We start from the raw sequence: 24,803 nt of genomic DNA, 5'->3' as shown, positions 1-24,803 counted from the left end.
GTGACCACCGAACGCCCCGAACCGCCGCTGGTCGGGGGCGAGCGCGAAATGCTGCGCACGTTCCTCGACTTCCACCGCGCCACCCTCGCCATGAAGTGCGACGGACTGTCCGACGAGGACCTGCGCCGCGCGTCCAGCCCGCCCTCGACCCTGTCGCTGCTGGGTCTCGTGCGGCACATGGCCGAAGTCGAGCGCACCTGGTTCCGGCGGGTGATCAACGCCGAGGACGTCCCCCTGCGGTGGTCACCCGAAGGGGACTTCCAGGCCGCCTACGACGCGAGCTCGTCGACGCGCGCGGAGGCGTTCGAGGCGTGGCAGACCGAGGTCGAGCAGTCGCGCAAGATCGAGGAGTCGGCCGAGTCCCTCGACGTCACCGGCTACCAGCCGCGCTGGGGCGAGGACGTCTCGCTGCGGCTGGTGATGCTGCACATGATCCACGAGTACGCACGGCACAACGGCCACGCCGACTTCCTCCGCGAGGCCATCGACGGCGTCACGGGGGCCTGATGGACGTGCTCGCCTGGCTGCGCGACTCCGACCCGGCCCTGCGCTGGCAGGTCGAGCGCGACCTGCTGGGCGAGCCGTCATCGGTCTGGGAGGCGACCCGCGCGCGAGTCGCCTCGGAAGGCTTCGGCGCCCGGCTGCTGGCGCACCAGGATCCCGACGGCCAGTGGGCGGGCGGCGCGTTCTTCCCGGCGGGCTTCCGCGGGGACGAGCCCCAGCCCTGGACGGCCACGACCTGGTCGCTCAACTCCCTGCGTGAGTGGGGTCTCGACGCGTCGGTGCTCGGCGACACGGCTGCCCGGCTGGCCGAGCACAGCCGCTGGGAGTACGACGACCTGCCGTACTGGGGCGGCGAGGTCGACTGCTGCATCAACGCGTGGACCCTCATGAACGGGCTCTGGCTCGGCGCGGACGTCGAAGGCATCGCCGAGTGGTTCGTCGAGCACCGCCTGCCCGACGGCGGCTGGAACTGCGAATGGGTCGAGGGCTCGACGCGGTCCTCGGTCCACTCGACCCTGAACTCCCTCAAAGGCCTCCTCGCCTGGGAATCGGCCACCGGCGGCTCGCCCGCCACCCGGGCCGCCCGGCTGGCGGGTGAGGAGTACCTGCTGGAGCGACGGCTCCTGCGGCGGCTCTCGACGGGCGAGCCGGTCGTGGCGGACGTGGGTGAGTTCTCGTCCCCGATCCGCTGGCGGTTCACCGCGCTGAACGCGGCCGGCTACTTCCGCGCCGCGGACCGGCCCGACCCGCGCCTGGCGGAGGCAATCGAGCTGGTCCGCGCGGCCCGGCAGCCGGACGGCACCTGGCTGCAGGCCGCCGCCGACCCCGGCCGCGTGTGGTTCGACGTCGACGTCCCCGCCGGCGAGCCGTCGAAGTGGCTGACGCTGTTCGCCACCCGGGTCCTGAACTGGTGGGACGCGGCCTAGCGGCTGTCGTTCGCGACGCAGCGGCGTGGCGGATCGACCACGGCACCGGCGGCGGCGCGGTGTGGGACTTCCTGCGCGAAACGCGCGTGACGTTCCTGGACGCGGCCCCCGCCGAGATCGACCGTCTCGGCGGCTCGCCCGGCACCGGCTAAAGCGCCGCCAGCACCAGGCCGCTGCGCGGTTTCGGCGTGAAGTACGTGGCTTTCCGCGGCATCCGGCGGCCCGCCGCGTGCACCGCGAGGACGTCGGCGTAGCGCACCGGCGCGAGCTGGACCACCGCGTCCGCGTCCGGCGGCGCCGGGCGGCCGGCGGGCAGCGGGCGGACGCACGGCCCGTCCGGATCCAGCCCGAGCGCCTCGGCGAACAGGACCCGCTCGACGACCTCGTGATCGATCACCGGCTGCGGCCCCGCCAGCGACGGCAGCGGGACCCGCAGCACCGCCGGGCCCGCCCGCACCACGACCTCGCCGGGGACCGGGACCGCGTGCTCGTCGTAGCGGACGTCCAGGCCGGCCTCGCACCAGCGCGACACCAGCTCCTCCGGGCCGAGGCCGGTGCCGGTGAGGACGCGGTGGATCGCGCCGATCCGCAGCCGCGGGCCCGCGGTGACCAGGGCGAGCAGCGCGCCGTGCCCGGCCGCCGTGGCCGCGGCAACGCGGTGGTTGCCGTCGGCTACCAGCAGGTCGGCGCCGGCGACCGCGGCCAGCAGCCGCTCCTGCAGCGGCCCGGCGGGCACCACCCACAGCTCGTGCCGCCGCCCGGCCGCGTCCGAAGTGGACAGATCGGGCAGGCCGAGCCCGGCGAACGCCCGGTCGACCTCGTCGGTCAGCCGCTCGCCGCCGGCCGCGGGGACCAGCAGCGCGGCGCTGGTCGCGCAGCCGAGCCCGGCCAGCACGGCGGCCCGCTCGGCGACGACGTCCGGGTAGACGTCCTCGGTGTGCCGGACCCGCGCGGCGCCGTCGTCGGTCACCGCGGCCGGGTCGACCAGGCAGAGCAGGCCGAGCGCGACGCCGTCGGGCCCGTCGATCCGGCAGGGCGCGACGAACTCGCGCACCGGCCGGTAGTACCGCTTGCGGAGCCGTTCGAGCACCGCGCGGGCGACCGGGACCGCCTCGGCCAGGCCGAGCCCGCGCGCCAGCGCCGCGGGGGTGCGGGCCGGGTGCTGCACCGCCAGCAGGCTGTCCGCGGCGCCGGGCGCGGCGAGGGCAGCGACCACGCGCTCGGGCTCGGCGAACTCGTCGACGTCGGGGCCGGGCACGGTGTCGCGGACCACCCAGCCCTGGCCGATCGGCCGGATCCAGTTGCTCATCCGATCCATCTTCCGCGAAGACGACTGTGACCGAAATTCGCTGGGGTGCGGCGTCGGCCGGTGGAATGCTTAGGACTGCAAAGTAGTTGACCCCGGTCATGACCGTCCCGAGGAGCGCACCGCCGATGACGACACCCGCCGCCACCAGCGTGAAGGGGGTCGGCTTCCGGTCCGAACGCGGCCCCGTGCTGATCGCGGTCATGCTCAGCACCGCGCTGGTCGCGCTGGACAGCACGATCATCGCGACCGCCGTGCCCTCGGTGGTCCGCGACCTCGGCGGGTTTTCGCAGTTCCCGTGGCTGTTCTCGATCTACCTGCTCACCCAGGCCGTGACGGTGCCGCTCTACGGCAAGTTCGCCGACGTGCTCGGCCGCCGTCCGGTGATGTTCTTCGGCATCGCGGCGTTCCTCGTCGGCTCGGTGCTGTGCGGCGCCGCGTGGAGCATGCCGGTGCTGATCGCGGCGCGCGCCGTGCAGGGCATCGGGGCGGGCGCGATCCAGCCGATGTCGATGACGGTGATCGGGGACCTCTACACGGTCGAAGAACGCGCCCGGGTGCAGGGATACGTCGCGAGCGTATGGGGCATCGCGTCGGTGATCGGCCCGACGCTCGGCGGCGTCTTCGCCGAATACCTGGACTGGCGCTGGATCTTCTTCATCAACCTGCCGCTGGGCGCGATCGCCGTGCTGATGCTGCTCCGGAACTTCGCCGAGCGGGTCGAGCGCAAGCCGCACAAGGTCGACTACCTGGGCGCGGGGCTGCTCACCGCCGGCTGTTCGCTGGTGATCCTGGGCCTGCTCGAAGGCGGCGTCGCGTGGGGCTGGGGGTCGCTGCCGAGCGTCGCGATTTTCGTCGCGGGCGCGGCGCTGCTCGTCGGGTTCGTCTTCGTGGAGAAGCACGCGGTCGAGCCGGTGCTGCCGCTGTGGGTGTTCACCCGCCGGGTCCTGGTGGGCGGCAACCTGGTGGCGGTGGTGGTGGGCGCGGTCCTGATGGGGCTGACGTCGTACCTGCCGACGTATGCGCAGGGAGTCCTCGGCGCGGGCGCGCTGGTGGCGGGCTTCGCGGTGGCCGCGCTGACGGTCGGCTGGCCGCTGTCGGCCTCCTTGGCGGGCAAGATCTACCTGCGCATCGGCTTCCGCGACACGGCCCTGATCGGCAGCGCGTTCATCATCGCGGGCGGCGTCCTGGTGGCAATGCTGGACGCGGGTTCGTCGATCTGGTCGGCGGCGCTGGCGGCGTTCGTCCTGGGTGTCGGCCTCGGCCTGTCCTCGAGCCCGACGCTGGTGGCGGTCCAGTCGGTGGTCGGCTGGGACCGCCGCGGCGTGGTGACGGGCACGAACCTGTTCAGCCGTTCCTTGGGCAGCGCGGTGGGTGCGGCCGTCTTCGGCGCGATCGCGAACGCGACGTTGGCTTCGCGCTTCGCGTCACCGCCAGCCGAGGTGGCGGGCCACCTGCCGCCGTCCGTGGACGCGACGAGTCTGGTGTTGAGCGGGCATACGGACAATTCGCCGGTGGCCGTGTTCGTGCGCGGCGCGTTGGCGGATGCGACGCACTACGTGTTTGTCGGGTTGGCTGCTGTGGCCGTGCTTTCCGTGGTGGCTCTGCTGCTGATGCCGCGGAAGACGGAACAGCTGGAGTTCTGAGCGTCCTAGTTCTGCAGCGGCAGCAGCTCCGCCTGGAAGTTCTCCAGGAACCCCTCGAAGTCCCCGTGCCCCGGCCGGATCACGAACTTCGACAACCCCGCCTCCATGTGCTGCTCCACCAGCCGCCGGGCCTCCGGCCAGCTTGTTGCCACCAGGTCCTCCACCCGCGCGCCCGGGCTGCGGCGGGCCGCCACCGCCGCCAGCTCCGCCGGCATGCCCTTGTCCACCACCGCCAGGCTGAGCCCGAAGTGGTCCTCCTCGATCTCGCGGCCCGCCTCCGCCGCGGCCGTCTGGATCGCGATCCGCGCGTCGCGGGCCTGGGACGGTGTGTGGAAGCTGCCGAGCCAGCCGTCCGCCAGACGGCCGGCGCGGCGCAGGGCCGCCGGGGCCGTTCCGCCCAGCCAGACGTCCAGGCGCTTCTGCGGGCGCGGGCCGAGGCGGACGCCGGACACCTGGAAGAACTCGCCGTCGAACGAGACCTCTTCCTTCTCCAGCAGCAGCCGCAGGAGGGTCAGGGACTCGTCGAACACCTCGGCGCGGCGGCCGTCCGGCACCGGGAACAGGGCGTGCTCGGCCGGGTGGGCCGGGCGGAGCCCGAACACCGGCAGCACCCGCTTCGGCGCGAGGCCGGCCAGCGTCAGGAGCTGCTTGGCGACCAGCACCGGGTGCCGGCCGGGCAGGATCGCCACGCCGGTGCCGACCTTGAGGTTCTCCGTCGTCGCCAGCGCGTGCGTCATCCCGATCATCGGGTCGACCTCCGGCGAGTAGACCAGCTCGGACAGCCACAGCGAGTCGACGCCGGCCTCCTCCAGCCGCCGCGCCAGCCCGGCGAACTCCGCGGGCCCGGTCCCCGTCGCGGGTGCGACGCCCAGCCTGATCTTCAGCACACTGCCCCCAACGAGTCGATGTCCATCACCAACGCTCGGCGAGCCCTGGCATTCCGCCGCTCAGGCCGTCGCCGCGATGACGCGCCCCAGCGCCGCGTGCAGGTCCTCCAGCTCACTGAGCTCCATCCCGAGCTTTTCGACGACTTTGTACGGGATCTTCTCCGCCTCGGCCCGCAGCGCACGTCCCTTCGCGGTCAGCTCGACAGTCAGCTGACGCTCGTCCTCGCGGCTCCGGGCACGCGTGACGTAACCCAGCGCCTCCAGCCGCTTGAGCAGCGGGGACAGCGTTGCCGGCTCGTGCCTCAGCGACGCGCCGAGGTCCTTCACCGACCGCGGCGACCGCTCCCACAGCGCGAGCATCACCAGGTACTGCGGATGGGTGAGCCCGTGCGGCTCCAGCAGCGGCCGGTAGATCGCGATCACGCTGCGCGAAGCGACGGACAGGGCGAAACACACCTGACGGTCGAGCTTCAGCGGGTCCTCACCCAGGTCGATCATGCCCCGATCCTACCGTGTCACTCGTCGCACTAATGATTAGTGCACTAAGTATTAGTGTACTGTCGCTCTCATGGAACGACCTGGTGTGCTTCGCTGGTTCGGCTACGCAGTCGGCGCACGGCTGCCTGAGCGCTACTCGGAGTGGGTCCTGCACGACGCGACGTCGAAACACTGGCGCGCCCGCCACGTCCTGCGCAGCTCGGTCGGCATCGCGCCGCTGTGCCTGGCGTGGCTGCTGGTACCCGGCTCGCTCTGGCTGCGCCTGGGGCTGGTGGTCATGGCGTCCCTGGTCGCGTACTTCTACTCGTGCGCGTACATGGAGGAGAGCATCGAGCACCGGCTCGGCCGGCACGGCTTCCCGCACCAGACGGGCCGCCGCGTCCGCGCCGAGGCCGCCGCGGTGGCCAACGCCGAGGTGAACGCCCGGTACATCGCGCGCTACCGGACGTCGCCGGAGGGTTAGCTACAGTCGGGGCACGATGAGACGCAAGCTCCGGCCGCCGATCCCGCCCCGCCACGGGCTCGAGCCCGCCCGGCTGAAGATGCCCGCCGAGGGTGAGTGGCCGACCCTGCTCGCGCACCTCGTCGAGCGGCTGCCGCGCGTCGCGCCCGAGCGCATCGAAGAGATGCTGCGCGAGGAGCGCATCCACGGCGCCGACGGCCCGCTCGGCGTCGACACGCCCTTCGAGCCGGACTCCTTCATCTGGTTCCACCGCGACCTGCCCGACGAGGTCCCGGTGCCGTTCGCCCTCGACGTGGTGCACCGCGACGAGCACCTGCTGGTCGTCGACAAGCCGCACTTCCTGGCGACGATCCCGCGCGGGCGGCACATCCTCGAGACGGCGCTCGTGCGGCTGCGGCGCGAGCTCGACCTCCCGCACCTGTCCCCCGCGCACCGGCTCGACCGGGTCACCGCCGGCGTCGTGATGTTCGTGATCACGCCGGAGCTGCGCGGCAAGTACCAGACGCTGTTCCGGGACCGGAAGGTGCACAAGGAGTACGAGGCGATCGCGCCGTACGACCCCGCGCTGGTGCTGCCCACGACCGTGCGCAGCCGGATCGTCAAGGAGCGCGGCGTGCTCGCGGCGCAGGAGGTGCCGGGCCCGCCGAACGCCGAGACGCACGTCGAGCTCGCCGAGCACCGCGACGGGCTGGGCCGTTACCGGCTGCGGCCCGCGACCGGCCGGACGCACCAGCTGCGGGTGCACCTCAGCGGCCTCGGCGTCCCGATCCTCGGCGACGACTTCTACCCGGAAGTGCGCGAGAAGCCTCTCGACGACTTCACGAAACCCCTGCAGCTGCTGGCGAAGGTCCTCGCGTTCGACGACCCGCTGACCGGGCTCCCCCGCCGCTTCACCAGCAGGCTGCGCCTGTCCGCCTGGGACGACCTCGACGCCTGGACGGCCGGCCGGAGTTCGTGAACCCGGCCGTCCTCGGCCAGGCCGTCGGGCTGTTCGCCGTCACCAACATCGACGACGTCCTCGTGCTGGCGCTGTTCTTCGCCCAAGGAGCCGGCGCGACCCGCGCCATCGCGCTCGGCCAGTACCTCGGGTTCACGGCCATCCTCGCCGTCGCGGTCGCCGCGGCGTTCGGGGCCACCTTCCTGCCCGAGAGCGCTGTCCCCTATCTCGGGCTGCTGCCCCTCGCGCTCGGGATCAAGGCCGCCGTCCAGGCGTGGCGCCGTCGCGGCAACTCCGGCGACGAGCGGACGGCCAAGCGCGGAGGCCCGAAGTTCTTCGAGGTCGCGGTCGTCACCTTCGCCAACGGAGGGGACAACATCGGCGTCTACGTGCCGGTCTTCGCCACCGCCGGCCTCGGTGGCATGGCCGTCTATGTGGTCGTGTTCCTGGTTCTGCTCGCGGTGTGGATCGCGGCGGGCCGCCACTTCGCCACCCGGCCGGTGATCGCCGCGGCCCTGTCCCGCTGGGGACACGTCCTGCTCCCGATCGTCCTGGTCGGCATCGGCGTGCTCATCCTGGTCGAGGGCGGCGCTTTCGGGCTGTAGCCACCCTCGACCAGGGCGAGCTCCTACTTGTGCCAGAACTTCACGCCGCTCCACGTCACCGTGATCGGTCCGGCGCCGCTGGCCGTGCGGTAGCTGCCGAACTTGTCGTAGTAACTGCCGCTCGGGCTCGAGATCGTCTGCTTCAGCGAGCCGTTGATGTACACCTTGTGCGAGCTGCCGACCTGGTTGATCGTGTTCACCCGCACCGAGGTGCCGACCGTCGCGCCGCTGCCGAGCGTCGCTCCGCCTTCCACCGCGTACATGCGGCCGCCGTTCTCGACCGCCAGCAGGAAGTACGGGCCGGCGCCCGAGCCGTCCCGGAACGTCTGCTTGAGACTGATCCGGGAGCCGGACATGCTGGTGATCTTGAACGAGCCCTCGAACTGGTGGGTCCCGCCGGTGTAGGTGTTGTACCGGCGTTCCGCGCGCTGCTCGCCGCTCGCCGTGGAGCACGTGAGCTTGAAGGTGAGGCCGGAGACCTGGCCGCACCCCTTCTGCTGCGTCGAGAACCCCGGCGAGTCCGAAACCCACGGGCCCGTCCCGACCTGGGCGCCCGCCGCCGGGGCGAGCACCACCAGTGCCGCCGCGACCGCCGTGAGCACGCCCGCTCCGCGAAGTCTGCGCACCGTCGACCTCCTGTGTCACTCGAGGCGGCGGTGCCCGGACACAGGTTCAGACCTTTGTCCGGCGTGCGCCTGACTGTACGAGTCCGCGCAGCCGCGGACAAGACCCACTTCCGGCGGCCGCACCCCGTCCGAAGTTTCCGCGCGGCGTTGTCGAATCCGCGGGCCGCCGTTCGACACACTGGTGAAAGCACGCAAGATCACCCGAGGAGCACCGCATGCGCACCCTGATCTCCACCTCGTTCGTCTCGCTCGACGGCGTTGTCGAAGGCCCCGGCGGCGAGCCCGGCTACCGCAACTCCGGCTGGACCTTCAAGGACATCGAGTTCGACCCGGCCGCCTACGCGATGAAGGGCACCGAGCAGGAGGAGGCCACCGCGCTGCTGCTGGGCCGGGTCAGCTACCAGGCGTTCGCGCCGGTGTGGCCGGGCATGACGGTGGAGTTCGCGGGCTACAACGCGATGCCGAAGTACGTCGTGTCGACCACGCTGCAGGACTCCGACCTGGTGACGAACTGGGGCGAGACGACCATCCTCCGCTCGCTGGACGACGTCGCCGCGCTCAAGGAGACCGAGGGCGGGCCGATCATCGTCAACGGCAGCGCGACCCTGAACCGCGCCCTCGCCGACGCCGGCCTGGTCGACCGGTACCACCTGCTGGTCTTCCCCGTCCTGCTCGGCGCGGGCAAGCGGCTGTTCAGCGACGCCGACAAGGACAAGCAGAACCTGAAGGTCGTCGACAGCGAGTCCTACGGCAACGGGATCCAGAAGCTCGTCTACGACGTCGTCCACTGAGTAGAACAGGTGTTCGATCTTGGTGTAGGGTGAGCCCATGAACCCGGGTCTCCAGTCCTCGCTGTTCGACGCTCAGGGCTCGATCTCGCTGCGCCCGCTCGCGCCCGAGCGGACCGACCTCGGCTCGGGCGCGTGGGTCGACATCCAGCCCGGCTGGCTCGAGGGCGCCGACGAGCTGTTCGCGGCGCTGGTCGAGGGTGTGCCGTGGCAGGCGGAGAAGCGCAAGATGTACGACCGCCTGGTGGCCGTGCCGCGGCTGCTCAGCTACTACCGCGAGAACGTGCCGCTCCCCCACCCCGCCTTGACGGCGGCGCGGGACGCGTTGAGCAAGCACTACCTGCGGGAGCTGCGCGAGCCGTTCCGCACGGCCGGGCTGTGCTACTACCGCGACGGCCGTGACAGCGTGGCCTGGCACGGCGACCGCATCGGCCGGGGCGCCCGCGAGGACACGATGATCGCGATCCTCTCCGTGGGCGCGGCGCGCACGCTCGCGCTGCGCCCCCGGGGCGGCGGCGGCAAGACCCTGGCCCGCCCCCTGGGCCACGGCGACCTGCTCGTGATGGGCGGCAGCTGCCAGCGCACGTGGGAGCACTCGATCCCGAAGACGGCCAAGCCGGTCGGGCCGCGGATCAGCGTCCAGTTCCGGCCGCGCGGGGTGAACTGAACCCGGATCTCGTGTGATTGCGGGCGGCTCTCGCGTGATTGAACCCGGAACTCGCGTGATCGCGGGCGGATCTCGCGTGACCGACTCCGGATCTCCGTGACCGAGTCCGGAACTCGCGTGACAGCAGGCGGAACTCGCGTCGCAAAAGGACTGGCGCTGCCTCCGTACGATGGCGAAGTGCACAATCTCGCCGAACCTCCGCTCTTCGCCCGTCTGCGGCCCGCGCGGCGGGTGCTGATCGCCGGGGCGGGGGGCGGTTTCGACGTCTACGCCGGGTTGCCGCTCGCGAGTGCGTTGCGCGCGCAGGGCAAAGAGGTGCACCTGGCCAACCTCGCCTTCAGCGACCTGAACCGGCTCGACCTCGACGACTGGCTCTCCCCCGGCCTCGCGCGGGTGCGGCCCGGCAGCGCCGGCGACGACGCGTACTTCCCGGAACGCACGCTCGCCCGGTGGCTCGAAACCCAGGGCTGGGAGCCGGTCGTCCACGCCTTCCCGCGCGTCGGCGTCCGGCCGGTGCGCGAGGCCTACCGGGAGCTCGCGACCCACCTCGGGCTGGACGCCGTCGTGCTCGTCGACGGCGGCACCGACATCCTCCTGCGCGGGGACGAAGCCGGGCTCGGCACTCCCGAAGAGGACATGACCAGCCTCGCCGCGGTGGCGGCGCTCGACGGCGTCGACCGCCTGGTCGTCAGCCTCGGTTTCGGCATCGACGCCTTCCACGGCGTCTGCCACGCGCACGTGCTCGAGAACCTCGCCGCGCTCGATCGCGAAGGCGGATATCTGGGCGCGCTGTCGATCCCGTCCGCTTCCCCGGAAGCCCACGCCTATCTGGACGCGGTCGCCCACGCGCAGCGCACGACCCCGGACCGGCCGAGCATCGTGCAGGGCCAGATCGCCGCGGCGCTGCGCGGCGAGTTCGGGAACGTCCAGTTCACCAGCCGCACCGCGGGCAGTGAGCTGTTCGTGAACCCGCTGATGGGCGTCTACTTCACGGCCGACCTCGCGCTCCTGGCCGCCGGCGTCGGCTACCTCGGTGAGCTCGCGGAGACGACCACCGCCGCCGAAGTCGCGCTTGTCATCGAGGCGCACCGTGACCGCGTCGAACGGCGGCCGCGGCGGGCCATCCCGCACTGAGGCTCAGTCGACGAGGACCGGCAGCTCGTCCAGACCGTACACAATGGACACCTTACGGAACGCAAGCTCTTCCGCCGGCACGGCGAGCCGCATGTTCGGGAACCGGCGCACCAGCGCCGGGTACGCCGTGCGCAGCTCCATCCGGGCCAGCTCCGCGCCGATGCAGCGGTGGATGCCGTAACTGAACGCGAGGTGTGACGTCGGTTCGCGCGCGGCGTCGAAACTCTCCATGTCCTTGCCCAGCTTGGGATCGCGGTCCGCGGCCGACAGCGACACCAGCACGATGTCCCCTTCGGAGATCTTCACCCCCGCGATCTCCATGTCCTCCTTGGCGAACCGCGGGAACGCCATCTGGACGACGGTCAGGTACCGCAGCAGCTCCTCGACGAACCGGTGCACGGACTGCTCGTCCCCGCGGACGGCGTCGAACGCCTTTTCGTCGCGCAGCAGCACCAGCGCGCCGAGGGCGAGCATGCTCGCGGTGGTCTCGAGGCCGCCGGTGAGCACACCGTCGGCGAGGCCGGCCAGCTCGCGGTCGGAGATCTCGTCGCCGTGCTCCTTGATCAGCATGCCGAGCAGGCCGTCACCGGGTTCTTCGCGTTGCTTCTTCACGATCTCGAGCAGGTACGTGAGCGACTCCGACATCGCGCCGAACGACGCGGTCGCGCCGCCGAAGAGGTCGAAGCGGGCGGTGCTCAGCCGCTGGAAGTCTTCGCGGTCTTCGTAGGACACACCGAGCAGTTCGCAGATGGTCAGCGACGGGATCGGCAGCGCGAAGGCCTGCCACAGGTCGACCGGGCCGTCGGTCTTGGCCATGGCGTCGAGCTGCTCGGCGACGATCTCGTCGATCCGCGGGGTCAGCCGGCCGAGCCGGCGCATCGTGAACTCCGGCGTGAGCAGCTTCCGCAGCCGGGTGTGCACCGGCGGGTCCGCGAAGCCGAGGCCGCCCGGGTTCTGGTCCTCGGTCACCCCGGCGTTGCCCACCAGGTTGGTGAAGTCGCTGGAGAAGCCGTTCGCCTTGCCGAGCACGGCTTTCGCTTCGTCGTAACCCGTGACCAACCAGGCGTTCATCCCGAACGGCAGGTCGAGCTTGCTGATCGGCGCCTCGGCCCGGGTCGTGCCCATCTCCGCGACCGGGTCCAGGCCGTCCCGCTTCAGCGGCAGCAGCGCCGAGTCGGGCAGGAGGGACGACATCTTTTCGAGGTCGAAGCCCTTTTTGGACTGCCGCGCGAGGTACCGGCGACCGACCCAGCCCAGGATCCGTGAGCGGAGACTCCCCATGCCTCCGACAGTACCGCACTAGCCCGATCGGGTGAGGCGAGCGAGACTGGGCTCACCCGCGCGGCGGCAGCTCCCGGTTCTCGGTGACCAGCCCGTGCTCGCTCGCGACGTAGTGGAAGTACGGCCGCCCGAGATCGTCCGCGCCGGTGTACAGCGTCTTCGACCGGCCGTCCGCCTCCGTGTTGACGCCGTTCGTGCGGGCCAGCACGCCGGACGCGCTCAGCCACTCCCGCGACGCCCACGCCGGGCACCAGCCGCGGCCGTCGCCGGTGAAGTCGGCCAGGATCTTCGTCATCTCGGCCGAGCCGGAGATGCGCAGGTTCTGGTCGTCGGTGACGTTCGCGGTGGCGTCCGTGGTGAGCGGGTAGGACCACGTGTGCCGGGCGGCGGAGCGCACCCGGCCGTCCACTGTGGACGTCGACGTCTGCTGCCCGGAGTCGGCCTGCACGACGTGCTGGGTGAAGCCGCCGCCGGTGACGTCGTCGCTGTTGCGGTAGTCGCGGGTGCGTTCGACCCGCGTGTAGACGCGCCCGGCGGAGGTGTCGACGTAGCCCGCCGTGACGTCGTCGCGCTTCGCCGTGACCGTCACGTTCACGCCGCCTTCGATGTCCTTCACGGCGGTCTTGCGCGCCGGCGCGGCGGCGACGTCGTGCTGGGTCAGCGCGCCGGACGTCCGCGCCGCGTGGTCGTCGGTGTAGAGCAGCAACGTCGGCACGACCGTCCACTCGCCGCCGATGTCCGGCACGGTGAACGACAGGTCGTGGGTCCCGCCGTCGACCAGGCGGCCGGCGAACGGCGTCACGTCGTAGGTCTCGGCGTGCAGGCTGAAGGTGTCGATCGCGACGATCGGGCGCCACAGCTGCGGCACGATCCCGCCGGAGTAGATGTGCGGGAAGGTGAACGCGCTCCCGGCGGACGTCCCGTCGATCGCGAAGTTCGCTTCGCGGTACGGCCCCTTGCCGCAGAGTCCCGCGGCCGGGTACTTGGCCGAGACGTCGTCGGGGACGTCGTCGAACCACTGCTCGTCACAGGCGTGACCTTCGAGCGTGACCTCGAGGTAGGCCCGGGTGATGTTGCGCGGCAGGTCCTTCGCGGTGAAGTGCACGGTGGGCGCGGCGGGTGTCGCGTCGGCGTGGCCGAACCCGGCGACGTGGTCGGCGGTGTCGGGTGCCGGGTGCTTCCGGTCCGCCTGGTAGTAGGTGAGCGTCACGGTCTGGGCGTAGACGCCGGTGTAGATCGGCGAGTTGAAGTTCTCGATGCCGCCGTGGAAGGGCTGCGGCGTGCGCAGCAGCGCCGCGTACGGCGTGAGGTCCTTGTCGAAGTGGTAGGTGATCGGGCGGGTGCCCTCGCCGCTGGGCTCCTCGGTGGTCCCCCACCAGACCTCGGTGGCGCCGATCTTCAGGTCGCCGATCCGGTCGTACTGGCGGCCGCTCACGGTCACCGTCTGGTCCATGACGACCTTCGCCCACGGGCCCGGGCAGGCCTTCGGCGGGGTGAGGGTGCCTTCGTAGAACTGCGGGGCGCCGTCGGCGGTGTTGGAGCGGAAGGCGTCCGCGAGCGTGACGGTGCAGTGCGGGGTGGCCGGCCGGGTGACCGCGGGCGCCGGTGTCACGGGATTGTCGGTGCTGCCCTCCACAATGGGCGCGGCCGAGGCGACCGCCCCGGCGAGCACCCACGTCAGCACCACGGACAGGACGATCGTGAAGATCCGCACCCGGACTCCTCCCAGCGGCAGGCACACCGCTGCGCAGCCTAGTGCGGTAATCGTGCGACGAACGGCGGGAAAGCGTGAGAGGCTCAGCCCCGGAATCGGGAGGAACCGGACATGACAGCCGCGCTCATCGGGCGGGCCCACCCCGCCGCCGCGCTGCAGGCCGAGCTCGACCGGGCCGTCGGGAGCCACGGCGGCCTCGTCCTGGTGACCGGCGAGGCCGGGATCGGCAAGACCACGCTCGTCACCGGGCTGGCCGACGACGCGCGCCGGCGTGGCGCGCTGGTGCTCGCCGGCGCCTGCTGGGACTCCGACAGCGCGCCGGGGTACTGGCCGTGGGTCCAGGTCGTGCGCGCGCTGCGGCGTGAGCTGCCGGAAGAGGAATGGGCGCGAGCCGACACCGCGACGCTGTCGGCGCTGCTCGGCGAGTCGGCGGGCGCGCCGGCCGAGGACGGCTTCCGGCTGCACGACGCCGTCACGACCGCGCTGGCCGCCGCGGCCCACGACCGCCCGGTCGTCGTGGTGCTCGACGACCTGCACTGGGCCGACGCGGCGTCGCTGCGGCTGCTGGAGTTCGCGGCGCGGCACACGTGGTTCGAGCGGCTGCTGCTCGTCGGCGCCTACCGCGACGTCGAGGTCGACGCGCCCGGGCACCCGCTGCGCGAGCTCGTCCTGCCGCTGGTGGCGAAGGCGACCACGGTGACGCTGACCGGGCTGGCGCCGGCCGAGGTGGCCGAGCTGATGAGCCGCACTGCGGGCGCCGAGCCGGACCCCGCGCTGGCCGCCGAGGTGCACCTGCGGACCGGCGGCAACCCGTTCTTCGTCGAGCAGACCGCGCGGCTGTGGCACAGCGGCAGCCCGGTGTCGGCCGTCGCGCCCGGAGTGCGGGACGCGTTGCAGCGGCGGCTTTCCCTGCTGCCGGCGCCGGTCACCCGGCTGCTGACCGACGCCGCGGTGCTCGGCCGGGAGTTCCACCGGCGGATCCTCGCCGCGCTGACCGCGACGCCGGCGCCGGAGATCGACCAGCTGCTGGCCCGCGCGGCCGCGGCGCGGCTGGTGACCACGCTCGGCGACGGCCGGTTCGCCTTCGCCCACGACCTGGTGCGGGAGTCGCGGTACGCCGAGCTGGAGCCGGCCGAGGTCCGGCGAAGACACGCCGCGGTGGTCCGCGCGCTCGACGCGTCACCCGAGCTGGTGCCGCTGGTGTTCGCGGCCGACCGCGCCCGCCACGCCTACCTCGCGGGTGCGGAGGTCGAGCCCGGCCGGGCGGCGGACCTGCTGGTGGCCGCAGCCCGCGACGCGAGCGCGCGGCTGGCGAGCGACGAGTCGATCGGCCACTACCGGCGGGCGCTGGAGCGGGCGGTCGCGCCGCGGCAGCGGGTCGTGATCGCGCTCGACCTCGGCACGATGCTCAGCCGCTGGGGTGAGGAAGAGCAGGCGTGGCAGTCGTTCGACGAGGCCGTCGAGCTGGTGCGCGAGCTCGACGACGACGCGCTGCTCGCCCGGGCCGCGCTCACGCTGTCGCGCACCGGCCCGAGCGGGCCACGGCTCGCGCTGACGTCGGAGCTGCTGCTGACGGCACACGAGCGGCTCGCGGGGAAGCCCGCCGAGCCGCTGTCGCTCGACCGCGTCACGCTGGAGCTCACCGCGCGGGCCGCGGTGCTGGCGCGGGACGGGCACGACGACCAGGAGCTGTCGTTCACGCTGTGGGCACGCCACGACCTGATCTGGGGGCCGGGCACCGCGCGGGAGCGGGAGCGGCTGACCGACGAGCTGGCCGTGCTGGCCCGGCGGACCGGCGACCGCGAGAACGAGTACTTCGCGTCGTCGCTGAAGTGGGTCGCGCTGCTGGAGCAGGGTGATCCGCGGTACCTCGAGCAGTACCGGGCGTTCCAGGCGCTGACTGCCGGGAGCGGCCTGCGCGGGGCCGAGTTCGCGGGCCTGCTCGACCGCAGCATCATCCGCGCGCTGCGTGGCCGGTTCGCCGAGGCGCACGCGGACCTGGCGCAGGTGGAGACGGCGTTCGGCCACGAGTTCGGGTACATGGTCGACCAGGTGCGCTGGAGCTTCCTGCTGCTGCAGGGCCGGTTCGACGACGTCGCGGCCCACGTGGCGCGGCTGGCGGCCGGCGACCACCCGCACCCGGAGCTGCTGGCGGCGCTGGCCGCGGCCCAGCGGGGTGACACGGCCGCGGCGCGTGAGGTGACGGGGCCGTTCTCGCGCGAGTTCGCGCCGATGTGGCTGCGGTGCCAGGCACAGGTGGCCGCGCTGACGGGCGACCGCGAGGCGTGCGAACGGCTCCTCGGCGAGCTGACGCCGTACTCCGGCGAGTGGCTGGTGGCGTTGTACGGCTGCGAGATCAGCGGCCCGGTCGACTTGTGGACGGGACTCTTGGAGGCGGCGCTCGGCCGCCGGGACGCGGCGATCGAGCACCTGACGGCGGCGGCCGCGTCGGCGGACCGGATGCGCATGCGCCCATGGGCGGCGGAGATCCGCAGCCGGCTCGCCACAGTTCTGGCCTCGCGCGGCGCCCCGGGCGACGCGGAGCGGGCTTCGGCACTGACGGCGGCGGTCCGGGCCGAGGCGGCGGAGCTGGAGATGCCACACCTGGCGGCCGCGGCTCCGGCGCGGGTTCCCCTGCCGGACAACGAGTTCCGCCGGATCGACGAGGTGTGGACGCTGCGGTTCGCGGGTCGTGAGGTGCGGGTGCCGGACACGAAAGGCTTGCGGGACCTGCAGATTCTCTTGAGCCGGCCGGGTTCGGAGGTGCCGGCGGTCCGTTTGCTGTCCCCGGAAGGCGGCGAAGCAGCGGTGGCGTCCCGCAGCCTCGGCGGCGACCCGATCCTGGACGAGACGGCGAAGGCGGCTTACCGCCGCAGACTCGATGACCTGGACTCACAGATCGACCAGGCCACCGACCGCGGGGAGGACTCCCGTGCGGCGGCGTTGGACCATGAGCGTGAGGCGCTGTTGAAGGAGCTGCGCACGGCGGCCGGTCTGGGTGGCCGCACCCGTCGGCTGGGGGATGAGGCGGAGCGGGCCCGGAAGGCTGTGACGGCTCGGATCCGCGACACGTTGCGCAAGCTGACGGAGCTGCATCCGGAGCTGGCGGAGCACCTCAAGGCGGCGGTGACGACTGGGGCGTCGTGTAGGTATGCGCCGGAGCCGGAGACCCGCTGGCGCCTGTAACGGTTTGGTGCGGCGGGCGACCCAGTCGCCATGACGATGACCGACCTGAGTGCCCTGCCGCTGCCGGCGTGGGTGGTTCCCACGGCTCCGCGCGCGGAGACTGTCGAGCAGCAGCCGATCCTCATCCCGGCGGAGTGGTGGCGTGACGAGCTCGGCAGCCGAGACCTGCCAGGCGATCCGCCGACCGGTCCGGCACTGACACGCGCCGACGTGTGGGCGCCGGCCGACGACGTGTTCACGGTGCTGTGGCGCACTTTGGCCTGGGGCTCCGGCTCGTACCTGCGGCAGAACATCCGCAGGCTGAACAGCATCGCCGCGGAGGTTGATGCCGCCCGGGCAGTGCTGACCGAAGCGGCAGAAGCGTCACGCGTGGACCCGGCGCGCGCCTTCGCACTCCTCCGCCCGGGACGGCACAACCGCTTCCGGTCCTTCGGGCCGTCCTTCTTCACGAAGTTTCTGTACTTCGCCGGAGGCGGCGCGCCGGACCATCCGTGTCTCATCCTCGACCGGGTGGTCGCGACCGCGTTGCACGAGCACTGCGGGTGGAAGTCACTGCACCGCTTCGGCCCGTGGCCGGCCGTGACCTACGAGCGGTACTGCGCCCTGCTCGCCCGCTGGGCCAAGGCCGGCGGCCACGCCCCCGACGAACTCGAGTTCGCCCTCTTCACCCACGATCACTTGCGGTTGTAGAGCCGCATGGTCAACGTGCCGAACACCGCGACCAGCAGCGCCGACGCCCCCAGCGTGATCAGCACCGCCGGCACGTCCCACGCTCCCGCCATCATCGAGCGCACCCCCGTCACCAGGTGCGAGATCGGGTTCACCTCCACGAACACCCGCAGCCAGCCGGGCATCGTCGTCGGGCTCACGTAGATGTTGGACAGGAACGTCAGCGGGAAGATCACCATCATGCTGACGCCCATCACCGACTTCTCCGAGCGCAGCAGCAACCCGAACATCGTCCACACCCACGAGAACGCGAACGAGAACACCATCAGCAGCGCCACGCCCGCGGCCACGCCGAGGAACCCGCCGCCCGGGCGGAAGCCCAGGACCAGCCCGACCAGCATGATCACCACCGACGCGATCAGGTACCGCAGCACGTCGCCGAGCAGGTAGCCGACCATCGCCGACGGGCGCCAGATCGGGAGGGTGCGGAAGCGGTCGAACACGCCCTTCTCGATGTCGGTGTTGACCGCTATCCCCGTGTACATCGTGATCATCACGACGCTGCTCGCGAGGATGCCGGGCAGGAAGAACTGCAGGTACTCCCCCGGCGAACCGGCCAGCGCGCCGCCGAAGAGGTAGGTGAACATCAGCGTCATCATGATCGGGAACGCCGTCACGTCGAACAGCTGCTCGGGCACGTGCTTGATCTTCAGCACCGCCCGCCAGCCGAACGTGAACGACGTCGAGAGCGGGCCCGGGCGGGGTGGGCGGTGGGTCGCGACGAGCACCGCGGCCAGGTCTTCGGCCTTCGGCGCGGCGAGTTCGGTCTCCTTGACTGCGGTGGCGCTCACGCTGCTTCCTCTCCGCTCGCGGTGTGGTCGGTCAGGGCCAGGAACACCTCGTCGAGGCTGGGCTGGCCGAGTGAGAACGTGTCGACGGTGATCCCGGCGGCGGCCAGCTCGGCCAGCGCGCGGGCGGACTGCTCGGCGGCGGCCGCCTCGCCGGCCGCCGCGGTGAGGCGGGCGGTCAGCGCGACCGGGTCGGGTTCGTGCTGGATCGCCGCGTCGACTACCCGGCCCAGCACGTCCGATGCGGCCTCGCGCTGGGCCGCGTCCCGCAGCCGCAGGTGGATCGCGCCCGCGCCGACCGACGCCTTCAGCTCGCCCTTGGTGCCTTCGGCGATCACGCGGCCGTGGTCGATCACCGCGATCCGGGACGCCAGCTGGTCGGCCTCGTCGAGGTACTGCGTGGTGAGCAGGACCGTGGTGCCCTGCGCGACGATCGCGCGGACGATGTCCCAGACCTGGTTGCGGCTGCGGGGATCCAGCCCGGTCGTGGGCTCGTCGAGGAACAGCAGGTCCGGGGTGTGCAGGATGCTCGCGGCGATGTCGATGCGCCGCCGCATCCCGCCCGAGTACTGCTTCACCTGCTTCGCCGCGGCTTCGGTGAGGCCGAACGCGGCGAGCAGCTGCGCCGCCCGGTCGCGCGCCGCGGCCCGGGGGTGGCCGAGCAGACGGCCCAGCAGCACCAGGTTTTCGCTGCCGGTCAGGTCTTCGTCCACCGACGCGTACTGCCCGGTGAGGCTGACCCGGCTGCGGACGGCGTCGGCGTCGCGGACGACGTCGTGGCCGAAGACCCTGGCCTCTCCGCCGTCCGGGCGGAGCAGGGTGGCGAGCATCCTGACGGTCGTGGTCTTGCCGGCGCCGTTGGGCCCGAGGACACCGTAGACGGTGCCGGCGGGCACCACGAGGTCGACACCGTCGACCGCCCGGGTGTTGCCGAAAACCTTGACCAGTCCGGAGGTTTCGATCGCGGGTGCGTTCATCTGCGGTCCTTTCACGCGCAGTAGGGGCGGGTCCGGCGGGCGTCGCGCAGTGCGAGCCCCCACCAGGTGAGCTCGTCGAGCAGCGCGGTCACGCACTCGTCGTCGAACGCCGGGGCGAGCAGGTCGAGGGCGACCGCGTCGCGCATCGTCACCGTGTGCAGCTCCAGGAAGACCTCCCGCAGCTGTTCGACGGCGTGGCGGCCGCGGGCGCGGTAGCCGTAGGAGACAAAACCGACCGGCTTCGCGTGCCATTCGTCGTAGGCGAAGTCGATCGCCTGCTTGAGCGGCCCGGGGAAGCTGCGGTTGTACTCGGGGGTGACGACGACGTACGCCTCCGCCCGGGCGATGCGCTCCCGGAACCGGCTCAGCGCCGGAGTCGGTTCTGCCGGGTAGCCCGCCGGGAGGCCGGCGTCGGCGAGGTCGAGGGGGTCGAGCGCGAGCCCCGGCCGGGCGGCGGCCGCGGCCGTGAACCACCGCCCGACGCGCCCGCCGGCCCGGCCTTCGCGGGTGCTGCCGACGAGCACCGTCACCCGCAGCGCGTCGTCCATGCCGTCCTCCCCTCGTCTCATGGGAAAGGCGCGAGACGCTCCGCCAGATCGAATCTGGCTGAAACGTTTCACCGCGCGTGATAGGCTCACGCCTTCTCTGCGAGGGGGTGCTTTGGTCGGCATCAAGGACGTCGCCAAGCGGGCCGGCGTCTCGATCGGCACGGTGTCCAATGTGGTCAACCGGCCGCACGTGGTCGCCGCGGCCACCCGCAACCGCGTGCTCTCGGTCATCGAGGAGCTCGGCTACGTCCGCGACGAGTCCGCCCGCCAGCTGCGCGCGGGCCGCAGCCGGATCATGGGCCTGCTCGTGCTCGATCTCGGCAACCCGTTCTTCGTCGACGTCGCCCGCGGCGCCGAGCAGGCCGCGCACGCCGAGGGCCTCAACGTCATCACGGCGAACAGCAGCCAGCGCTCCGACCTCGAGGCGTCCTACCTCGCGATGTTCGCCGAGCAGCGCGTCCGCGGAGTGCTGCTGAGCCCGGTCGCGACCACCGGCGAGGCCCTGCACGCGTTCCGCCGCAGCGGCACGCCGTACGTCCTGGTCGACCGCAAGGCGCCGGCGTCGGAAGCCAGCTCGGTGTCGGTCGACGACGTCGCGGGCGGCTCGCTGGCGGCCCGGCACCTGCTGGAGACCGGCCACCACCGGATCGCGTTTGTCAACGGGCCCGCGATCCTTGCCCAGTGCCGCGACCGCGAACAGGGCGTCCGCAGCGCGCTTTCCGGCTCGACGGCCGAGCTGACGGTGCTGGAGGCGATCGGCCTCGACGTCTCGTCGGGGCGCGACGCGGGAGCCCGCCTGCTGGGCACGAGCCCCCGGCCGACCGCGGTGTTCTGCGCGAACGACCTGCTGGCGCTCGGCGTGCTGCAGGCGATGGTCGGCGCGGGTGTCCGGGTTCCGGACGAGATGGCGATCGTCGGGTACGACGACATCGAGTTCGCGGGCGCGGCGGCGGTTCCCCTGACCTCGGTCCGCCAGCCGGCGAAGCGCCTCGGCCGCACGGCGGCGGAGCTGCTGCTGGCCGAGACGGCGGACACGAAGGCCGGGCACCAGGCCGTGGTGTTCACCCCCGAGCTGGTCGTCCGCGAGTCGACCCGGGTGCGCCGATAGTCCTTTGTGGACGGTCTTTGTACGTCGTGTGTACGCCGCGCGTCCAGACTCGTCGCCGGCAACCCGGCCGAGCGACAAGGACTTGGTGATGACCGCACACGACCTCCCCTCGATCCGCCGACGCACCTTCGTGCTCGGCCTGACCGGCGTGGTCCTCGGCGCTGCCGTCGCCGGCGCTCTCCCGGGACGGGCCGCGGCCGCGGGGTCCTTCACCGAGACGACCCTGTGGGACGCCGAAGCGGGCCCGCTCGCCTGTTACCACGTGCACGGGCCTGGCCGTCGGACTCCGGGTGGCGATCGCTGCTGCTGCGGCGCAGTGTCGACCGCGGGGCCACCTGGCAGACGTCGCGGACCCTCGTCGAGTCGGTGGGCGACGACGGCTGGGCCAACCCCACCTTCGTCGTCGACCGCCGGACCGCCAAGGTGTTCCTGTTCTACGGGTTCTCCCCCGCGAACAGCCCGCTCTACTACCTTTCCAGCACCGACGGCGGCGCGACCTGGTCGGCGCCGCGCACGCTGCCCGGCCTCTTCGACGGCTCCGCCTACGCCTGGACCTCGCACGGGCCCGGCCCGGGCCACGGCATCCAGCTGGCCGACGGGCGGCTGCTGCTCAACGTCATCCACCGCCGCGGCGGCAGCCCGATCCTGCGCGGGGTCTCGGTGATCTACAGCGACGACCACGGCGACACCTGGCACGCGGGCGGTGAGATCCCGGTGTCGCCCGACTTCCAGATCAACGAGGCGCGCCTGGTGCAGCGCCGCGACGGCACGGTCCTCGTCAACGGCCGGGACGCGGCAGGCGGCAGCCGCCACCGGATCGTCGTGGTGAGCGGCGACCGGGGCCTCACCTGGTCGACCCCGAAGCTGGACGGCGCGACCGGCAAGTTCAACGCCTGCGACGCCGGGCTGGTCCGCTACACCGGCGGGCCGGGCAGCGGCGAGGTCGACCGGCTGCTGTTCAGCCGGCCGGACGCCCCGGTGCGCCGGAACATGACCGTGTCGGTGAGCTACGACGAAGGCCATTCGTTCCGCTACAGCCGCGTCATCACCACGGCGCGGTCCTACTACTCCGACATCGCCCGGCTGTCCGACGGGACGATCGTGCTCGTCTACGGCCGCGACGGCGACGTCGCGAGCTACCCCCGCCGGGTCGTGGTCGCGCGGTTCGACCTGGACTGGCTCACCTCGGGCCGGGACAGCCTGGCGGCCGGGCCCGGCTACACCGAAAGCCGGACCGCGCTCGGCGCCGCGGCCACGGTGTCGGCGGGCACCCTCACGACCGTCAGCGACGCGGTCGCCCGCAGCGGGAAGCGGTCGGTCTGGATCCCGAAGGCGGTGGGCGACTTCGCCGAGTACGCCGTCGACGCGCCGCGCGCCGGGTCGTACGACCTCCTGCTGCGCCACTACCGGCCGGCCGACGGCGGCCTGGTCGAAGTGACGGTGAACGGGACCCGGCCCCGGCAGGCCTTCCTCGACCTGACCCGCGAGCGGGAGGACGGCTACGACGTCGCCCACCTCGGCACGCTCACCCTGCCGGCCGGGCGCAGCGTCGTCCGGTTCCGGCTCGCCGGAGCGGGCCGGGGCGGCGCCACGACCCTCTCGTTCGACGAGCTGAACCTCGTCACCGCGCGCGGCGCGGCCGACGTGCGCAACGAGGTCCTGGTCGACACCGACGACCTCGGCTACACCGAGTGGGCCGGCACCTGGAACGCGGCGACCGGCGTCGCGGGTTACTGGGGCAGCGGGTACAAGACCCACGCCGCGGGCGCCGGCGACAACGTCGTGCGGTTCCGGCTCGTCGTCCCCGACGACGGCCTCTACCAGATCCAGGCCGGCTACACCGCGGACCCGAACCGGGCGTCGAACGCGCCCTACTACGTCAAGCACGCCACGGGCACCAGCCTGGTCCGCGTCGACCAGCGTGTCGCCGGCGCCGCCGACGTCCGCAGCGGGCAGTGGGTCTCGCTGGGCACGTTCCGGCTGGCCGGCGGGCTCGCGGCGGGGACCACGGTGTCGCAGAGCGACGACGCCGACGGCTTTGTCATCGCGGACGCCATCCGGCTGATCCGCCAATGACCGGCTAAACCGGTTGGCGGCCTGTGAGATCCTGCCGATCATGGGGATGCGGGCGTGACGAGCAGATGGATGCGGCTGCAGGCCGTCGCGGTGTCCGGTTCCTCCGCCGAAGGCCTGATGCTGGCCGCGATCCCGCTGCTCGCGGTGTCGGTCACCACCGACCCGCGGGAGATCTCGCTGGTCAACGTCGCCGGGCAGGCGCCGTGGCTGCTGCTGTCGCTGTTCGCCGGGGTGCTCATCGACCGCGTGCGGCGGACGGCGGTGCTCGCCTGGGCCTACGCCGTGCAGGTCGGGGCGGCGCTGGTGCTGGGCGCCGTCGCCTCGGCCGAGGCGCTCAGCCTGCCCGTGCTGCTGGTCGTCGCGTTCGTGGTCACCTCGGCGCAGGTGCTCGGGGACGGCGCCAGCGGCGCGCTCGTGCCCGAGCTCGTCGAGCCGGACCGCCTCGCCCACGCCAACGCGCGCCTCACGGTGATCGACCGGGGTGTCGTGCAGTTCGTCGTGCCGCCGCTGACCGGCTTCCTGGTCGTCGTCACCGCGGGGGCTCCCGCGTGGCTCGCGGCGGCCTGCGCGCTGCTCGCCCTGCTCCTGACGCGGCGCATCCCGTCGGCGTCCGTGGTGGCTGCGCGCACCCATCCGCTGAAGGACCTCTCGGCCGGGCTGAGACACCTGGTCCGGACGCCGCTGCTGCGGGCGATCACGATGAACGTCGCGCTGGGGTCGTTCGCCGCCAGCGCCGGGAACTCGATGTTCGTGCTGTACGCGACGCAGATCCTGCACGTCGGCTCGGTGGGTTACGGGCTGCTGCTGGCCTGCCTGGCGGTCGGCTGGGTGGCGTCTTCGTTCGTGGTGCAGAAGATCGTCGACCGGCTCGGGTACTCGTGGTCGATGCGGTGGGCGCAGAGCCTCGGGGTGGTGGCGCCGCTGCTGCTGGCCGTGCTGCCGCCGTGGCCGCCGCTGATCGGGGTGGTGCTGGTGTTCTTGACCTCGACGGTGCTGGTCTGGAACGTCTGCTCGCAGTCGAGCCGCCAGCGCTTTACGCCGACGCCGTTGCTGGGCCGGGTGCTGACCAGCCACCGCGCGCTGGCCTGGGGGTTGACGCCGCTGGGCGCGTTGACCGGCGGCCTGGTCGCGGCGCACTGGAGCCTGCGCGGCGTCTGGCTGGTGGTGGCGGCGATCCAGGCGGTGAGCGCGGTGCTGGTATGGATCCAGCTGTCGCCGGAAGCGTTCCGCCGCACGGAACTTGCGACGGCCGAGACCGCGAGCTGACACACGGGAGGGGCCTTCCCCTGTCTCCGGAAAGGCCCCTGTGATGCCGGGCGGGGGGGGGGGGGGGGGGGGGGGGGGGGGGGGGGGGGGCGGAGGGATAACCGCCCCAGCGGAGGTGCGAACTATAGAACTCAACCCTGGTT

At 72.3% G+C, this 24,803-nt stretch carries 24 protein-coding genes; 15 read left to right on the top strand and 9 right to left on the bottom strand.

The window, feature by feature from the left end; translation table 11 throughout:
• Genes ACZ63E_RS29715 through ACZ63E_RS29705 form a run of 3 tightly spaced genes read left to right on the top strand, consistent with a single transcriptional unit; the run spans position 1 to position 1,582 of the window.
• Positions 1–507: a DinB family protein gene (locus tag ACZ63E_RS29715; protein WP_465339411.1), complete on the top strand. Its 507-nt coding sequence runs from the start codon at positions 1–3 to the stop codon at positions 505–507.
• Entirely contained in the window at positions 507–1,430 is a 924-nt protein-coding gene (locus ACZ63E_RS29710; protein ID WP_465339410.1) for a prenyltransferase/squalene oxidase repeat-containing protein, read from the top strand. Before ACZ63E_RS29715 ends, ACZ63E_RS29710 begins: the two co-directional genes overlap by 1 nt.
• Positions 1,415–1,582 (top strand): hypothetical protein, encoded by a 168-nt coding sequence (locus tag ACZ63E_RS29705; RefSeq protein ID WP_465339409.1) that lies wholly within the window; start codon positions 1,415–1,417, stop codon positions 1,580–1,582. The genes ACZ63E_RS29710 and ACZ63E_RS29705 overlap by 16 nt, the downstream gene beginning before the upstream one ends.
• On the opposite strand, the gene ACZ63E_RS29700 is transcribed toward ACZ63E_RS29705, so the two are convergent.
• The gene (locus ACZ63E_RS29700; RefSeq protein WP_465339408.1) at positions 1,579–2,739 is read right to left on the bottom strand and encodes a DUF1015 family protein; all 1,161 of its coding nucleotides are present in this window, start codon (positions 2,737–2,739) and stop codon (positions 1,579–1,581) included. The genes ACZ63E_RS29705 and ACZ63E_RS29700 overlap by 4 nt on opposite strands.
• 125 nt (positions 2,740–2,864) lie before the next feature.
• Here ACZ63E_RS29700 and ACZ63E_RS29695 point away from each other — a divergent pair, with 125 nt between their 5' ends.
• Positions 2,865–4,382: an MDR family MFS transporter gene (locus tag ACZ63E_RS29695; protein ID WP_465339407.1), complete on the top strand. Its 1,518-nt coding sequence runs from the start codon at positions 2,865–2,867 to the stop codon at positions 4,380–4,382.
• Between the two features lie 5 nt (positions 4,383–4,387).
• Here the strand turns inward: ACZ63E_RS29695 and ACZ63E_RS29690 are convergent, their stop codons facing one another.
• Both ACZ63E_RS29690 and ACZ63E_RS29685 read right to left on the bottom strand, forming a co-directional pair.
• Positions 4,388–5,269, bottom strand: a complete 882-nt coding sequence (locus ACZ63E_RS29690; protein ID WP_465339406.1) for a TIGR03854 family LLM class F420-dependent oxidoreductase — start codon at positions 5,267–5,269, stop codon at positions 4,388–4,390.
• 60 nt (positions 5,270–5,329) lie between these two features.
• On the bottom strand, positions 5,330–5,767 hold the full coding sequence (locus ACZ63E_RS29685) for a MarR family winged helix-turn-helix transcriptional regulator (RefSeq protein WP_465312210.1): 438 nt from the start codon (positions 5,765–5,767) through the stop codon (positions 5,330–5,332).
• 70 nt (positions 5,768–5,837) lie between these two features.
• Between ACZ63E_RS29685 and ACZ63E_RS29680 the strand changes: the two genes are divergently transcribed.
• The 3 genes from ACZ63E_RS29680 to ACZ63E_RS29670 are packed head-to-tail and all read left to right on the top strand — an operon-like array spanning position 5,838 to position 7,772.
• A complete protein-coding gene (locus ACZ63E_RS29680; protein ID WP_465339405.1) occupies positions 5,838–6,230 on the top strand; it encodes a DUF5313 domain-containing protein in 393 nt (130 codons plus the stop codon).
• Positions 6,231–6,246: 16 nt separating this feature from the next.
• Entirely contained in the window at positions 6,247–7,188 is a 942-nt protein-coding gene (locus tag ACZ63E_RS29675) for an RluA family pseudouridine synthase (RefSeq protein ID WP_465339404.1), read from the top strand.
• Positions 7,185–7,772 (top strand): cadmium resistance transporter, encoded by a 588-nt coding sequence (locus ACZ63E_RS29670; protein WP_465339403.1) that lies wholly within the window; start codon positions 7,185–7,187, stop codon positions 7,770–7,772. Before ACZ63E_RS29675 ends, ACZ63E_RS29670 begins: the two co-directional genes overlap by 4 nt.
• Before the next feature lie 23 nt (positions 7,773–7,795).
• On the opposite strand, the gene ACZ63E_RS29665 is transcribed toward ACZ63E_RS29670, so the two are convergent.
• Positions 7,796–8,374 carry a hypothetical protein gene (locus ACZ63E_RS29665; RefSeq protein WP_465339469.1) on the bottom strand — a complete coding sequence of 193 codons (579 nt, stop codon included), beginning with the start codon at positions 8,372–8,374 and terminating at the stop codon, positions 7,796–7,798.
• Between the two features lie 239 nt (positions 8,375–8,613).
• Here ACZ63E_RS29665 and ACZ63E_RS29660 point away from each other — a divergent pair, with 239 nt between their 5' ends.
• The 3 genes from ACZ63E_RS29660 (at position 8,614) to ACZ63E_RS29650 (ending at position 10,987) form a co-directional block, all read left to right on the top strand.
• Complete coding sequence (locus tag ACZ63E_RS29660; protein ID WP_465312214.1) at positions 8,614–9,189, top strand: dihydrofolate reductase family protein; 576 nt, start codon at positions 8,614–8,616, stop codon at positions 9,187–9,189.
• A 37-nt stretch (positions 9,190–9,226) separates the two neighbouring features.
• A complete protein-coding gene (locus ACZ63E_RS29655; protein WP_395922712.1) occupies positions 9,227–9,853 on the top strand; it encodes an alpha-ketoglutarate-dependent dioxygenase AlkB in 627 nt (208 codons plus the stop codon).
• Between the two features lie 177 nt (positions 9,854–10,030).
• Positions 10,031–10,987 (top strand): DUF1152 domain-containing protein, encoded by a 957-nt coding sequence (locus ACZ63E_RS29650; RefSeq protein WP_465339402.1) that lies wholly within the window; start codon positions 10,031–10,033, stop codon positions 10,985–10,987.
• A gap of 3 nt (positions 10,988–10,990) precedes the next feature.
• Here the strand turns inward: ACZ63E_RS29650 and ACZ63E_RS29645 are convergent, their stop codons facing one another.
• Positions 10,991–12,268 carry a cytochrome P450 gene (locus tag ACZ63E_RS29645; RefSeq protein ID WP_465339401.1) on the bottom strand — a complete coding sequence of 426 codons (1,278 nt, stop codon included), beginning with the start codon at positions 12,266–12,268 and terminating at the stop codon, positions 10,991–10,993.
• A 52-nt stretch (positions 12,269–12,320) separates the two neighbouring features.
• Positions 12,321–13,982, bottom strand: a complete 1,662-nt coding sequence (locus ACZ63E_RS29640) for a peptide-N4-asparagine amidase (RefSeq protein ID WP_465339400.1) — start codon at positions 13,980–13,982, stop codon at positions 12,321–12,323.
• A 111-nt stretch (positions 13,983–14,093) separates the two neighbouring features.
• Here ACZ63E_RS29640 and ACZ63E_RS29635 point away from each other — a divergent pair, with 111 nt between their 5' ends.
• Positions 14,094–17,168 (top strand): ATP-binding protein, encoded by a 3,075-nt coding sequence (locus ACZ63E_RS29635; RefSeq protein WP_465339399.1) that lies wholly within the window; start codon positions 14,094–14,096, stop codon positions 17,166–17,168.
• A 30-nt stretch (positions 17,169–17,198) separates the two neighbouring features.
• On the top strand, positions 17,199–17,858 hold the full coding sequence (locus ACZ63E_RS29630; RefSeq protein ID WP_465339398.1) for an 8-oxoguanine DNA glycosylase OGG fold protein: 660 nt from the start codon (positions 17,199–17,201) through the stop codon (positions 17,856–17,858).
• Here the strand turns inward: ACZ63E_RS29630 and ACZ63E_RS29625 are convergent.
• From ACZ63E_RS29625 to ACZ63E_RS29615, 3 genes are read right to left on the bottom strand one after another with little or no spacing between them, the layout of a single operon-like run.
• Positions 17,843–18,688, bottom strand: coding sequence for an ABC transporter permease (locus tag ACZ63E_RS29625; RefSeq protein WP_465339397.1), 846 nt, complete (start codon positions 18,686–18,688; stop codon positions 17,843–17,845). The two genes, ACZ63E_RS29630 and ACZ63E_RS29625, sit on opposite strands and share 16 nt — an antisense overlap.
• Positions 18,685–19,662: an ATP-binding cassette domain-containing protein gene (locus ACZ63E_RS29620; protein ID WP_465339396.1), complete on the bottom strand. Its 978-nt coding sequence runs from the start codon at positions 19,660–19,662 to the stop codon at positions 18,685–18,687. The genes ACZ63E_RS29625 and ACZ63E_RS29620 overlap by 4 nt, the downstream gene beginning before the upstream one ends.
• Positions 19,663–19,673: 11 nt before the next feature.
• Positions 19,674–20,210: an NADPH-dependent FMN reductase gene (locus ACZ63E_RS29615; protein WP_465339395.1), complete on the bottom strand. Its 537-nt coding sequence runs from the start codon at positions 20,208–20,210 to the stop codon at positions 19,674–19,676.
• Positions 20,211–20,322: 112 nt separating this feature from the next.
• Here ACZ63E_RS29615 and ACZ63E_RS29610 point away from each other — a divergent pair, with 112 nt between their 5' ends.
• From ACZ63E_RS29610 to ACZ63E_RS29600, 3 genes are all read left to right on the top strand, one after another.
• Positions 20,323–21,318 carry a LacI family DNA-binding transcriptional regulator gene (locus ACZ63E_RS29610; RefSeq protein WP_465339394.1) on the top strand — a complete coding sequence of 332 codons (996 nt, stop codon included), beginning with the start codon at positions 20,323–20,325 and terminating at the stop codon, positions 21,316–21,318.
• 6 nt (positions 21,319–21,324) lie between these two features.
• A complete protein-coding gene (locus ACZ63E_RS29605) occupies positions 21,325–23,394 on the top strand; it encodes a golvesin C-terminal-like domain-containing protein (protein ID WP_465339393.1) in 2,070 nt (689 codons plus the stop codon).
• A 69-nt stretch (positions 23,395–23,463) separates the two neighbouring features.
• Positions 23,464–24,660, top strand: a complete 1,197-nt coding sequence (locus ACZ63E_RS29600) for an MFS transporter (protein WP_465339468.1) — start codon at positions 23,464–23,466, stop codon at positions 24,658–24,660.
• Positions 24,661–24,803 lie beyond the last annotated feature (143 nt).

Source organism: Amycolatopsis sp. NPDC104819, assembly GCF_055583145.1.
Note: the sequence above shows the minus strand (reverse complement) of the source record. Positions and strands in the feature narration are given on the sequence as shown.

What these genes read in the sequence shown, in the direction of transcription:
- ACZ63E_RS29635 (WP_465339399.1), top strand. Translation starts at nt 14,094, where the DNA reads ATGACAGCCGCGCTCATCGGGCGGGCCCACCCCGCCGCCGCGCTGCAG.
- ACZ63E_RS29620 (WP_465339396.1), bottom strand. Translation starts at nt 19,662, where the DNA reads ATGAACGCACCCGCGATCGAAACCTCCGGACTGGTCAAGGTTTTCGGC.
- ACZ63E_RS29630 (WP_465339398.1), top strand. Translation starts at nt 17,199, where the DNA reads ATGACGATGACCGACCTGAGTGCCCTGCCGCTGCCGGCGTGGGTGGTT.
- ACZ63E_RS29600 (WP_465339468.1), top strand. Translation starts at nt 23,464, where the DNA reads ATGCGGCTGCAGGCCGTCGCGGTGTCCGGTTCCTCCGCCGAAGGCCTG.
- ACZ63E_RS29700 (WP_465339408.1), bottom strand. Translation starts at nt 2,739, where the DNA reads ATGAGCAACTGGATCCGGCCGATCGGCCAGGGCTGGGTGGTCCGCGAC.
- ACZ63E_RS29660 (WP_465312214.1), top strand. Translation starts at nt 8,614, where the DNA reads ATGCGCACCCTGATCTCCACCTCGTTCGTCTCGCTCGACGGCGTTGTC.
- ACZ63E_RS29695 (WP_465339407.1), top strand. Translation starts at nt 2,865, where the DNA reads ATGACGACACCCGCCGCCACCAGCGTGAAGGGGGTCGGCTTCCGGTCC.
- ACZ63E_RS29615 (WP_465339395.1), bottom strand. Translation starts at nt 20,210, where the DNA reads ATGGACGACGCGCTGCGGGTGACGGTGCTCGTCGGCAGCACCCGCGAA.
- ACZ63E_RS29675 (WP_465339404.1), top strand. Translation starts at nt 6,247, where the DNA reads ATGAGACGCAAGCTCCGGCCGCCGATCCCGCCCCGCCACGGGCTCGAG.
- ACZ63E_RS29710 (WP_465339410.1), top strand. Translation starts at nt 507, where the DNA reads ATGGACGTGCTCGCCTGGCTGCGCGACTCCGACCCGGCCCTGCGCTGG.
- ACZ63E_RS29645 (WP_465339401.1), bottom strand. Translation starts at nt 12,268, where the DNA reads ATGGGGAGTCTCCGCTCACGGATCCTGGGCTGGGTCGGTCGCCGGTAC.
- ACZ63E_RS29655 (WP_395922712.1), top strand. Translation starts at nt 9,227, where the DNA reads ATGAACCCGGGTCTCCAGTCCTCGCTGTTCGACGCTCAGGGCTCGATC.
- ACZ63E_RS29685 (WP_465312210.1), bottom strand. Translation starts at nt 5,767, where the DNA reads ATGATCGACCTGGGTGAGGACCCGCTGAAGCTCGACCGTCAGGTGTGT.
- ACZ63E_RS29680 (WP_465339405.1), top strand. Translation starts at nt 5,838, where the DNA reads ATGGAACGACCTGGTGTGCTTCGCTGGTTCGGCTACGCAGTCGGCGCA.